The sequence below is a fragment of the Gluconacetobacter tumulisoli genome (assembly GCF_014174155.1).
GTDB lineage: Bacteria > Pseudomonadota > Alphaproteobacteria > Acetobacterales > Acetobacteraceae > Gluconacetobacter > Gluconacetobacter tumulisoli.
This window is the reverse complement of the sequence record NZ_JABEQM010000001.1, coordinates 226,762-238,627: the sequence shown is the minus strand read 5'-3', so window position 1 is coordinate 238,627 and position 11,866 is coordinate 226,762. Positions and strand designations below refer to the sequence as shown.

At 69.0% G+C, this 11,866-nt stretch carries 8 protein-coding genes; 4 read left to right on the top strand and 4 right to left on the bottom strand.

The window, feature by feature from the left end; all coding sequences use genetic code 11:
- Window positions 1-171 precede the first annotated feature (171 nt).
- From HLH28_RS01090 to HLH28_RS01080, 3 genes are read right to left on the bottom strand one after another with little or no spacing between them, the layout of a single operon-like run.
- Window positions 172-1,584 carry an ATP-binding protein gene (locus HLH28_RS01090; protein ID WP_182953321.1) on the bottom strand — a complete coding sequence of 471 codons (1,413 nt, stop codon included), beginning with the start codon at window positions 1,582-1,584 and terminating at the stop codon, window positions 172-174.
- Window positions 1,571-2,356, bottom strand: coding sequence for a response regulator transcription factor (locus tag HLH28_RS01085; protein WP_408869796.1), 786 nt, complete (start codon window positions 2,354-2,356; stop codon window positions 1,571-1,573). Before HLH28_RS01085 ends, HLH28_RS01090 begins: the two co-directional genes overlap by 14 nt.
- Window positions 2,357-2,392: 36 nt before the next feature.
- The gene (locus tag HLH28_RS01080) at window positions 2,393-3,757 is read right to left on the bottom strand and encodes a DNA recombination protein RmuC (RefSeq protein WP_182953317.1); all 1,365 of its coding nucleotides are present in this window, start codon (window positions 3,755-3,757) and stop codon (window positions 2,393-2,395) included.
- 217 nt (window positions 3,758-3,974) lie between these two features.
- Here HLH28_RS01080 and HLH28_RS01075 point away from each other — a divergent pair, with 217 nt between their 5' ends.
- The 4 genes from HLH28_RS01075 to HLH28_RS01060 all read left to right on the top strand — a co-directional run bounded on the left by HLH28_RS01075 (window position 3,975) and on the right by HLH28_RS01060 (window position 8,479).
- Window positions 3,975-5,342 carry a dicarboxylate/amino acid:cation symporter gene (locus HLH28_RS01075; protein ID WP_182953314.1) on the top strand — a complete coding sequence of 456 codons (1,368 nt, stop codon included), beginning with the start codon at window positions 3,975-3,977 and terminating at the stop codon, window positions 5,340-5,342.
- A gap of 150 nt (window positions 5,343-5,492) precedes the next feature.
- A complete protein-coding gene (locus tag HLH28_RS01070; RefSeq protein WP_182953830.1) occupies window positions 5,493-6,767 on the top strand; it encodes an MFS transporter in 1,275 nt (424 codons plus the stop codon).
- A 67-nt stretch (window positions 6,768-6,834) separates the two neighbouring features.
- Window positions 6,835-7,227 carry a VOC family protein gene (locus HLH28_RS01065; RefSeq protein WP_182953313.1) on the top strand — a complete coding sequence of 131 codons (393 nt, stop codon included), beginning with the start codon at window positions 6,835-6,837 and terminating at the stop codon, window positions 7,225-7,227.
- A gap of 61 nt (window positions 7,228-7,288) precedes the next feature.
- Window positions 7,289-8,479, top strand: coding sequence for a GGDEF domain-containing protein (locus tag HLH28_RS01060; RefSeq protein ID WP_182953312.1), 1,191 nt, complete (start codon window positions 7,289-7,291; stop codon window positions 8,477-8,479).
- A gap of 48 nt (window positions 8,480-8,527) precedes the next feature.
- Here HLH28_RS01060 and HLH28_RS01055 read toward each other — a convergent pair whose 3' ends face one another.
- Window positions 8,528-11,842, bottom strand: coding sequence for an AsmA-like C-terminal region-containing protein (locus HLH28_RS01055; protein ID WP_182953311.1), 3,315 nt, complete (start codon window positions 11,840-11,842; stop codon window positions 8,528-8,530).
- Between the last annotated feature and the right edge of the window lie 24 nt (window positions 11,843-11,866).

The following is an 11,866-nucleotide window of genomic DNA, read 5'->3' as shown; positions in this document are numbered from 1 at the left end:
CCCCGGTGCATGTCGGGACCGGGCCCGGCTGTCCGCATGTGTGCATCCTCGATCTCCCCCGCGTCTTCGGCGGCCTCGTTATCACGCCCGCGAGACAAGCCAATGAAATTTCCATTTAGAAACCGCCCCTGAACTGCGGCGGTCCTGCGTCCGGCGCTCCTGTCCGCCCGGTCAGGCCGAGGCGGAAACCGTCGGTGGAGACGGCGGAAAGACCACCCCGAACAGCGCGCCCGGACGAGCATCCTGCTTCCGGGTCTCCGATATCGTCAGGGAAGCATTGTGCAGGCGCAGGATGGCCGAGACAAGACTGAGGCCCAGGCCACTGCCCGGCACGTGCCGGCTCTTGTCCGAGCGATAGAACCGGTTGAGCACCGCCTGACGTTCCTCCGGGATGATGCCGATGCCGGTGTCCGCGACCTCCAGCCGCGCCCCGTCGCCCTGTCGTACCATGCCCAGCGTGACCTCGCCCCCCGGATCGGTAAATTTGATCGCGTTATCAATCAGGTTGGCCAGGACCTCGATCAGCAGGTCCCGGTCGCCATAGACCGGAACGGGCCCCGTGGAGGGCAGGAGGTCGAGGCGGATCTGCTTGGCCTCGGCAATCGGTTCGTAGAGGTCGACGATATCGGCTGCGATCTCGTTCAGGTCGACGACCGCGAAACCGACGCGGCGACGGGCGTTCTCGATCTCCCCTATTCTCAGCAGGGCTGTTATGATCGAGAAGCATTGGTCGAGGTCGTCGATCGCCCGCCCGACGACCGATCGCAGATCGTCGGCCGACAGCGCGTCGCCCAGCGCACGGTCGCCCAGCGCACGGTCCAGCCGCGCGCGCACGCGCGCCAGCGGCGTGCGCAGATCGTGCGCGATGTCGTTCCCGACATCGCGGATTTCGTCCATCAGATGTTCCAATCGGTCGAGCATGCGGTTCACGCTGCCGGCCAGCCGCTGCATCTCGTCGCGCCCGCGCCCCGACGGCAGGCGTTCGTGCAGGTCGCCCTCCATGATCCGGTCGATCGCCTCGTGCATCACCGTGACCCGCGCCAGCGCCCTGTGGCTGAGCACGATGCCGGTCATCAGGGCGAACAGCACCGTCGGCACGATCGACACCAGCAGCGAATGCCGCATCATCAACCGCCATTCGTCCAGCATGTGCAGCCCGCGCGCCAGCACCAGGATCCGCCCGCCTTCGACCGGAATGGCCAGGATCCGCAGGACGTAGGGGGCGTCCTCGGTCGGCCAGACCGTCAGCTCGCGCACCCGCCCGTCGGCGATCAGGCCGTCCGGCCAGACACGCAGGTCGCCGGCGACATAACGATGCGCCATGTCGAACAGCCCGGCCTCATTGATCACGACGCGCAGATCGTCGGTCGCGCGTTCGCGAATCTTGTGTTCCAGATCCTGCGCGTTTTCATGCGACAGCAGGTCGGCCTCGCGGTGCAGCAGGGCGTCCGAGCGACGAAATTCGAACGTCTTGGTCTGGCTGTAGCCCAGCGAGAACTGCAGCGCCGCCGTGCCGATCATGGCCGCGACCACCGCCAGCGTCAGGCGGAAGGTCGCGGTCCGAAACAACTCACTCAGGAGCACGCAGCATGAACCCCGTGCCGCGGATACTCTGGATCAGCGGCGGCCCGCCGGCCTCATCGATCTTGCGGCGCAGCTTGCCGATATGCACGTCCACCAGGTTGGTCTGGGGGATAAAGCGGTAATTCCACACATCCTCCAGCAGCATGTTGCGCGTCAGCACCTGGTTCGGCCGCCGCATGAGATATTCCAGCAACCGGAATTCGCGCGGCAGCAGGTCGATCTCGGTCCCGTCGCGGGTCACCGTGCGTTCGATCAGGTCCATGGCCAGCGGGCCCACGCGCAGCATCGTCTCGCGCGTGTTGTTCGGCCGGCGCATCAGCGCCTCCAGCCGGGCGGCCAGTTCCTCCATCGCGAAGGGCTTGGTCAGGTAGTCGTCGCCGCCGGCTTTCAGCCCGCTGACCCGGTCGTCGACGGCCGACAGGGCCGACAGGACCAGGACGGGGGTCGCGACCTGCCGGCCTCGCAAGGTCTCGATCAGGGTCAGGCCATCCAGTTCGGGCAGCATGCGGTCGACGATCATCACGTCGAAGCCCCCCGTGACGCCAATGGACAGGCCTTCCGGCCCGGTCGCCGCGTGCCGGACGCGGAAACCGCGGCTTTCCAGTTCCTCGGCGACTTCCTGCGCGATCTTGCCGTCATCCTCCACAAGCAGGACGCGGGGCCGGGACGCCTTGCCGCCGGTGTCCCGGCCTGAAGGCTCCCTGCCGCCCGGCTCCTTGCCGGCAATGTCCTGATCTGACCTGGAAGACGCGTTCATGGTCCGCACAGACATGGCCCCACCCCCTTTCATCCGCCATTAAATTCCGTTTCACCGCCCCGGCGCGCCATCCGCCCATCGGCGCGGTTCGCCGGATCCGCCTGCGGGCGGGGCGACAGGGCCGTCGGCCGGGTTGTCGCCAGTTTCATCCGACGCTCCGTCGGACACGGCGGTGTCCTCCGATATCGCCTCGACACCGTCCAGGCCGCGCAGTTGCCGGGCCACTACCCGCGTCCTGCGCCGGGCCTCGTCGATCGAGGAGGACATGGTCGACGCATTGCGCGCCAGCTTTTCCAGCACGCCGTCCATCTTGAGCATCTCCTGGCGGGTCGCGCCCAGCAGGCGGGCAATGCCGTCGGTGCGTTCCTCCAGCGCCATGGTAACATATCCCAGATGGATCGTCCGCAGCATGGCCGGCAGCAGCCCCGGCCCCATGACGATCACCCGGCAGGTCCGCCCGATTTCGTCCAGCAGCCCGGGGCTGCGCGCCACCTCGGCATACAGGCCGTCGGTGGGCAGGTACAATACTGCGAATTCCACCGTCACCGGCGGGACGATATATTTCGACGCGATCTTGCGCGCCTCGATCCGCAGCGTGGTGTCCAAGGCACGACGGGCGGCGCGCTCGGCCTCGGGATCCACGCGGTCGACGGCGTCCAGCAGGCGCTCGTACGCCTCGGTCGGGAATTTCGAATCGATGGCCAGCACCGGCGGCGTCGCGGCCTTGACCGGCATGCGCACCGCGAATTCCACCATCTCGGCGCTGCCCTCGCGCAGGCGGCAATTCGCCGTGTAGGCTCCTGCCGGCAGCACGTCGTCCAGAATGGCGCGCAACTGCGCCTCGCCCCAGCCGCCGCGCGTCTTGACGTTGGAAAACAGGCGCTTGAGGTCGCCGATCTGCGCCGTCATCGCGGTAACCTCGCCCATCGCCTTCTGCATCGCGCCGAACTGTTCCAGCACCCGCTGGAACGAGGTCTGCATCTGGCGCTCCACAGCCTCGTGCAAGCGTTCGTCGACGGCGGCGCGGATCGCCTCGGTCTGGCGGGCACTGGCCTCGGCCATGTCGCGCAGGGCTTCGGCCTGGCCGACCCGGGCTTCGGCCAGCTCGCGGCCGACCGACTGCGCGATCGCGCCCAGCCGGTCCGCCATCTCCATCCGCCCCTGCTCCAGCCGCGCGGCCAGCACGCGCTCGATGTCCGTCAGGCGCGCACGCAGGGCCTCGCTGTCGGCCGTGCGGGCCGCACCCTCGCGTTCCAGCATGACGTACAGCCGCGCCAGCAGGTCGCCCTCGCTCCCCGCACCGCCGCCGCTGCCGCGACGACGCAACAGCACCGCTGCCGACAGCACCACGGCGGCGACCAGGACCAGCAACCCCAGCTCCAGCCCGCCCGCCCCCGATCCGAACGCGTCGGGCATTGCCTTCCCCTTCTCCCGCAGGTGTGATTCGCCGTCAGTCCATGACGCGGATACCCGGGCGGGTAAAGTCCGTCCCCCGCACTTTGGCAACCCGCCGCGCGATGCTATGCAGGGCGCATCCGCGCCGCGGGACGGCCGAAAGGCACGCGCGGACCGCCGCCCCGCCCGGGGCCGACCGGGCGGGACGACAGGACCGTCACAGGGAAAGACCACCGCCATGCGCCTGTCCTCCACGCCGGACGACGTTCCGAAGACGCCCCTTTATCGCAGCCTGTATGTCCAGGTGATCGTCGGTGTGGTGGCCGGAATCCTGCTGGGCCATTTCTGGCCCGCGACGGGCGCGGAGATGAAGCCGCTGGGCGACGGGTTCATCCGGCTGGTCAAGATGGTGATCTCGCCGGTCATCTTCCTGACCGTGGTGACGGGCGTCGCGGGCCTGGCGGACCTGGGCAAGGCCGGGCGCCTGGCGGGCAAGGCGATGCTGTATTTCCTGGCCTTCTCCACCCTGGCGCTGGTAGTCGGCATGGTCGTGGCCAATGTCGTCCGGCCCGGGGCCAGCCTGCATGTCGACCCGGCATCGCTGGACACCCGCGCGGTCGCGGATTACGCGGCGAAGGCACACGATCATTCCTTCAGCCTGTTCGTGCTGCACATCATTCCCGACACGACGGTCAGCGCCTTCACCTCGGGCGAGATCCTCCAGGTCCTGCTGATCGCCATCCTGTTCAGCATCAGCCTGTCGCGCATGGGCGCGCGGGGCCAGGCCGTGCTGGACCTGTTCCGCCAGCTGACCGAACTGGTCTTCGGCGTTGTCCGGCTGGTGATGCTGGCCGCCCCGATCGGGGCCTTCGGCGCCATGGCGTTCACCATCGGGCGGTTCGGCATCGGTTCGGTGATCAACCTGGCCCTGCTGGTGGGCACGTTCTACGCGACGTCGGCATTGTTCGTCCTGGTGATCCTGGGCGCCGTTGCGCGCTATAACGGATTCAGGATCCTGCGGCTGCTGGCCTACCTGCGCGAGGAACTGCTGATCGTGCTGGGCACCAGTTCGTCGGAGTCCGCCCTGCCGACCCTGATGTCGAAGCTGGAGACCGCGGGATGCGCCCCTTCCGTCGTGGGGCTGGTCGTGCCGATGGGGTATTCCTTCAATCTGGACGGCACCAACATCTACATGTCGCTCGCGGCCCTGTTCATCGCGCAGGCGACGGGCGTGCATCTGGGACTGGGGCAGCAGGTCGCGCTGCTGCTGGTGGCGATGATCAGTTCCAAGGGCGCCGCGGGCGTCACCGGTGCGGGATTCATCACCCTGGCGGCAACGCTGGCCGTCGTGCCCGACGTGCCGGTCGGCGGCATGGCGCTGATCCTGGGGGTGGACCGCTTCATGTCCGAATGCCGGTCGCTGACGAACATCGTGGGCAACGCCGTGGCCGCCATCGTCCTGGCGCGATGGGAAAACGAGCTGGACGGGCAGAAGCTCGCCCTCGCGCTGTCGGGCCATCCCGACGCGTCCCTTTCGCTATCCGCCCCCCTCGCCTCGCCGGCGGACGCCGGGACGACACGGTCGACACGGACCGCATCCGTCTGATACCCGGAACGAAATCGCCCCATCCCGCGCGCCAGGGTTCCTGTCGGCGGCGCCGCTTCACGACACTGTGCCGCCTTACGCCCCATCGCCCCCAGACGGACCGTACTCATGGATTCAGCCCAGACGCCCAGTCCTTCCGGCGCCCTTCCGATGACGACGGCGCAGCGCCTGCGCGGCATCGTGGCGGGATCGTCGGGCAATCTGATCGAGTATTACGACTGGTACGTCTATTCGGCCTTTTCGCTGTATTTCGCCCGGGCCTTCTTCCCCAGGGGCGACATGACGGCGCAGCTGCTGAACACCGCCGCGATCTTCGCCGTCGGGTTCCTGATGCGGCCGATCGGCGGGTGGCTGATGGGCATCCTGGCCGACCGTTACGGCCGGCGCACGGCGTTGAGCGTATCCATCCTGACGATGTGCGCGGGATCGGCGATGATCGTCGTCTGCCCGGACTACGACCGGATCGGGGTCGCCGCCCCGATCGTCCTGGTCGTGGCGCGCCTGATCCAGGGGTTGAGCCTGGGCGGAGAATACGGCGCCAGTGCGACCTACCTGTCCGAGGTCGCGCCGGCCGCCCATCGCGGCTTCTATTCCAGCTTCCAGTACGTGACGCTGGTCATGGGGCAGCTCGTGGCGCTGGTCGTCCTGCTGGTCATGCAGTTCGTGCTGCTGACGCCGGCCCAGATCGGCGACTGGGGCTGGCGCGTGCCGTTCGGCATCGGCGCCCTGCTGTCGGTATCGGTCTTCTGGTTCCGCCGGTCGATGCATGAGAGCGAGCAATTCACCCACGCCCGCGCATCGGGCGAAAAAGGCGGCCTGAGGGTCCTGTCGCGCTACCGGCGAGAGATCCTGACGGTCTGTGGCCTGACCCTGGGCGGTACGGTATCGTTCTACACCTACACGATCTACATGCAGAAGTACCTGGTCAACACGGTCGGCCTGTCGCGGGAGCAATCGACCCTGGTGTCCGCCACCGCGCTGCTGGTCTTCGCGCTGGCGCAGCCGGCATTCGGCGCGCTGTCCGACCGGGTGGGGCGCCGGGCGTTGCTGATCGCGTTCGGGGTGCTGGGCACGTTCGGCACGGTGCCGCTGATGCATGCCCTGTCGGGCGCCCGCGGCATCCTGCCGGCCTTCGCCCTGGTCACGCTGGCGCTGATGGCGGTGTCGACTTACACCTCGATCAATGCCGTGGTGAAGGCCGAACAGTTCCCCACCCGCGTCCGCGCGCTGGGCGTCGCCTTTCCCTATGCCCTGACCGTCTCGCTGTTCGGGGGAACGGCCGAATATGTCGCCCTCTGGTGCAAGCAGGCGGGGCATGAAGAGTGGTTCTACTGGTATGTATCGGCCTGCGCGCTGTGCTCGCTGCTGACGGTCCTGTTCCTGCTGGACAGCCGGACACGGATCGAGGCGGAGGCCACGGCCTGAACCGGACGGGCCGGGCGCGCGCCGATCGGAGAAACCCACCCCGACGAGGACCAAAAGGAGCCCGAACATGAGCAATCCGCCCCCCGGCCTCCTGATCGCCATCCTGCCGTGCAACGACCTGGACGCGTCCGAGGGTTTTTACAGGCGGCTGGGCTTCGTTCGTTCGGATGTCGGCCCCGCCTCATCCCCGCAACCCGACAGCTATCGCCTGCTGTCCAACGGCGGCGGCGGGTTTCTGCATCTGACCGATGCGGTGGAGGGCTGGCTGGTTCCCGGCAGGAATCCGTTCGGACTGTATCTTCACGCCGAAAATGTCGATGAACTATGCGCCGCGTTCCGGACCGAGCTGATCGGCGCCGGACCGGAGGACAAGCCGTGGGGAATGTATGAATTCGCCATTTCGGATCCGGACGGAACGCTGGTCCGCGTTGGCTGGCCGACGCGCCGTCGCCCGCGCTGAACCCTGGGCCGACGACGCCTGCTGGCTATAATATTATACCAACGGTCCGGATATCTGCCGCATGCCCTACGCCTCGCTTCCTCCGGGACCGACCATAGCACTTCTCTGTCTCCTCATCACCTTTCTGGGCGGCGTGGTGCGCCGCTATCATCCTGAACCCGCCTTGCACCTGCTCAGCCTGGGGACATTGATCGGCGGCATCGGCCTGCCCCTGGTGATCATGCGCCCTCCGGTCCCCGAATGCATTGCCGTTCCGGTTGGAAACGGCCTCGTCCTGCTGGCGCTCGCACTGTTCTGGCAGGCAGTCATGCGACTGTATGGCCATCCGGTTTCCCGCTGGCGGCTCGCGGCGCCGACGGTGCTGTGGCTTGTGCTGTGCCTGGCCGCTCCGTTCCGCCGGTCGTTCGACCTGCGCGTCGAAACCGCGATGGCGCTGGTCGGCGTGCTCGTGTTCCTTCCGCTCTGCCAGTTGCTGCGGGTTCCGCGGGAAGCGAAATCGCACCAGGCGCTTATCGTCATCAGCAGCCTTCATGTCGTGTGCTGCGCGGTCCGCGCCGCGCTGACGGCCCTGCCCGGACTGGCGGGCTGGCAACCCCTCGCGACGACGATCATCCCGTTCGAAATGATATGCTACGTCGTCCTGTGGCCCAGCCTCCTGCTGATACTGGTCACCGAACGCGCCGTCCTGCAGGCGCGAAGCATGGCGCTCCAGGATGAAATGACAGGCGTGATGAACCGCCGGGGCTTCTGGCAGGCGGCCGAAGCCCTGCCGCGACGCGGCCTCCTGCTGTTCGATATCGATCATTTCAAACATATCAACGATACGTTCGGACATGCCTCCGGCGACCTCGTCATCCGGCATTTCAGCCGCGTCGCCACGACCCTTCTAGGGAAGGAGGTGATCTTCGGCCGGATCGGCGGCGAGGAATTCGCCGCCGCCGCCAGCGGCCTTTCTGCGGGGGAATTGCGCGCCCACGGCGAACGCGTGCGTGCGGCCTTCGCCGAAACCTCCCGCTCCCACGACATCCAGGCCACCGTCAGCGTCGGCCTCGCCGCCCCGGCCGCCGCAGACCTGCCGCTCGGCGACCAGATGGCGCTCGCCGACTGGGCCCTCTATCGCGCCAAGCGCCTGGGCCGCAACCGCGTGGAAGGGCCGCCCGCGAAGGACCCCACCATCCCGGACGGCCAGGAGGTGGAACCTGGCCCGGCTTCGGCCTTTTTCCCCGCCCCGGGACAGGCCATCGCGGGATAGCACCAGCAACCACATCGTCGCCTGTCCCCGGCCCGTCCACGGACTGTTCTATTCCACCAGCCGCCGCAGCACGCCCGGCAGGAAGACCGAGAACGGATTGACGTGCAGCGCGGGCTCGTTCATCGCGCCGCTGACCACGAAGGTCGCCGCCAGCAGCCCGCCGCCCTTCTCGGGACTGAGCAACCGCCCCACGCCGGGCAGGTGGCCCGGAATGGCGTTCACCGCGAAGGCTGGCACGATCGTTCCCTTCAGGTCCAGCCGTCCGCGGTCGAGGTCCACCGCCCCCTGCAGCGTGACGCCCAGCGACGCATTGCCGGCCAGGCCGTCATGAATGGACAGCGTGCCATCGCGAAACGTCAGCGGCAGCGACACCCGGTCGACCAGGAAGCCCGGCGCGCGCGGCGCCTGCATCCAGCCATAGATCGAGGCATTGTTCGCCAGCCGCACCGCGTCCGGCGCCTCGCGCATCATGATGGGGTCCATCGTCAGCGTGCCAGAAAACGGCGCCGTCGGCTGCCGGTCGTCGAATACTCCCGTCAGGACCGTCCGGCCGCCGCTGAACCGCCCCGTCAGGCCGATCTGGTGCATGATCTGGCCCAGGTCCTGCACGCTGGCCCACAGATGCCGGCCGTCGGCCTCGGGCGTCAGGATCGCCGTGGCCGGCGACGGGCCGGCCATCGAGAAGCGCATTCGCGTCAGGCGGACGCCGTTATCCTCCAGATGCGTCCGGACGCCCTGAAGGGCGGCATCGCGACTGTAATAGAGGGTACGGGCCTCGGCATCGATCACCCAGCCGCGGCCCGGCGGGCCATGGACCCGCCCCGACGCCGCCTCGGGCATGTGATAGCCGGCAGGGGGCGCGCCTTTCGAGGTCGCCGGGTCGGACGCCAGCAGCGGCGAAAGATCCAGCACCGGCGCATGGATCGCGACCCTAATCGGGTCGCGCGGCCCGGCGGGAATGCCCACGGTGGCGTCGCCCCGCGACCGACCGACGCGGAATCCCCGCAACACCAGGCGGCTTGCCTGTCCGTTGGTCACGTTCGCCCGTCCCTCGACCGACAGGTCCGGCCCCGTCGCATGGATGGCTTCGATCGACGAAAGACGCGCCTGCTCGAGGCCGAGCCGCACCGACGCCTGCGCGGCCTGTCCCCGGGCCTTGCGCCACACCGGGATGGTCAGGGCGGCGTCGTCCAGGTTCAGGTTCAGGTCGATCTGTCCCGCGCCGCCGGGGAAGCGGTCGTACGCAACGTCCAGATCGGCACTGCCGTCGAAACGCTGCCCCAGGGACAGGCCGGTGCGGGCCGCATCCTCGGGCGTGATATGGGCCTGCACCCGTGCGCTTTCGGTCGTGCGGACCACGGGCCCGGTCCGAAAATCCATGCTGTAGGCAATCGTCGCGGGCACGCCGCCCAGCCGCGCATTGCCCCGCAGGGACAGTCCTTCGGTCGTCGCGTCGATGGCCAGCCGTCCATCATCCAGCCCGCGTCCCAGCACGACCTTGCCCAGATGAACGTGGGTCAGGTCGGCATGGGCGTCCAGCCTGATCTCGGCCACCTTGACATGGGCCGTCAGCGGCAGGGCGAGATGCAGCCCGATCCGGGCCTGCCCCGACGGCTGGCTGAAGCCCAGCGGATGACGCGACAGCAGATGCAGCCGCGGTTCGGCCAGCAGGGCCAGGACGTCGCGCGCATTGCCGCGCAGGGTCGTGGAGATATCGCCGATCTGGTCCTTTACCAGCAGGCCGTCGATACGCATGTGGCCGGGTCCGACCTCGACGCGGCCGGTGCCGGTCGCATCGACGTTCCGGCCGGTGCGGTCCACCAGCTGGACCCCGTGGTCGAAGGCGATCGACAGCGAATCCGGCCCGTCGAACGTCAGATGGGCATCAAGGCCGTGCACCGGCGGGATCGGACGCAGCCAGTGCAGGTCCATCCCCGATCCGGTCACCCCCCCGCCCAGCGAGACCAGGCGCATCCCGCGCCAGCCGGCACGTCCCTGCAGCCCGATCGAAACATGCAGGTCGGATGCCGCGCCGCGCGTGATGTTGCGCGTTACCCACAGCCGCGCGCCCTTCGCCGCCCCGGCCGGCCAGTAATCGCCGAGGGTCGCGAAATCCAGCGCCGGAATCCCGGCCGAAAGCGTGATCCGGACCGCCCCCGCCCCGGTCAGGGACGCTGCGTCCAGCACGCCGTCGGCCCGCAGCACCGGACCGCTGGCCGGCAGGTCCGGATGGTCGGAGGCACGCAGCTGTGCCACCAGATTGTCGAGGCGCACCGTCGCCGGCCCGGCCAGGAAGGCCCCGGCATGCGACGGTCCGAATGTGGCGGACAGATGCGCATGTCCGCTGTCCACCAGCAGGTGGCCATCCCCGCCGCTGTCGATATGTCCGGCCCCGGCATCGAGACTCAGGTCGGCGGCACCGGGGCGCATCGCCATGCCCGGCCCGTCGGCCAGCAGATGCACCGTTCCATCCAGGCCCAGCGGCAGGTCGACGGCCGACAGCGCCGGCGCGAAGGCCGCGAACGCGGACAGGGTGACGGGCGTCGCCGAAACATGCCAGCCGATCCCCCCGCCGTCGCGCCGCCCTTCCGCCCGCACCACGCCGCGCATGTCCTGCCCGGGCATACCCGGTCCCGACAGGGCGAGGACGGCCCGGCCGGTCAGGCCCAGATGGCCCGCGACCCATTCCGTCCGCACATCCGCCCCAATGCCCTCCAGCCGCCAGCGGGCGGCCGAGCGTGCGTCCGCCAGCGTGACCGCCCCGTCCGCGATCGTCAGGCGCCGGATCTGCATCGGATCCACCGGAAAGCCGGACGCGCCGTCATCCGGCGGCGTCGCCGACCCCAGATCCAGCGCGATCGCCCCGCCCGCCCCCCGACGCAGCGCCAGGCGAACCGAGGACAAATCCATCGTCAGCAGCGCGATCCGACCATGGAGCAGGGGCGCGCCGGCCAGTACCACCCGCATGGACCCGATCCGGTCGGCCACGACCCCGTCGGCCCGCAGCAGGCGCAGGCCATCGGCCTGGATGTCGACCGGCGCGACCAGTCCCCGATGCAGGACGTCCCACCCGATCCGCACCCGTCCTGCCTCCAGCCGGGCCGCCGCCGGACGTCCCGCGCCGCCGGGCACGATCGTCGCCGGCAGGGCCAGCCGGACCAGCGGCGTGACATCCACCGGTCCCATGGACAGGCGCAGCCCCAGGACGACAAGTCCCACGACGGGTACGGCAACCGCCCCCGCCACGATCGGCAGGATACGCCGAAGCCGCCGCGTTTCCCGCCCGCGACCGCCGCCGTCCCCCCCTTCGGGGGCGGCGCCTTGACCCGGGGCCGTCATGCCGTCCACGGTGCGCCGCCGCACGCGGCGGACGCCGCGCCCCCCGCC

Coding starts and splice junctions, on each gene's coding strand:
- HLH28_RS01085 (WP_408869796.1), bottom strand. CDS start 2,356: ATGTCTGTGCGGACCATGAACGCGTCTTCCAGGTCAGATCAGGACATT.
- HLH28_RS01080 (WP_182953317.1), bottom strand. CDS start 3,757: ATGCCCGACGCGTTCGGATCGGGGGCGGGCGGGCTGGAGCTGGGGTTG.
- HLH28_RS01075 (WP_182953314.1), top strand. CDS start 3,975: ATGCGCCTGTCCTCCACGCCGGACGACGTTCCGAAGACGCCCCTTTAT.
- HLH28_RS01070 (WP_182953830.1), top strand. CDS start 5,493: ATGACGACGGCGCAGCGCCTGCGCGGCATCGTGGCGGGATCGTCGGGC.
- HLH28_RS01065 (WP_182953313.1), top strand. CDS start 6,835: ATGAGCAATCCGCCCCCCGGCCTCCTGATCGCCATCCTGCCGTGCAAC.
- HLH28_RS01060 (WP_182953312.1), top strand. CDS start 7,289: ATGCCCTACGCCTCGCTTCCTCCGGGACCGACCATAGCACTTCTCTGT.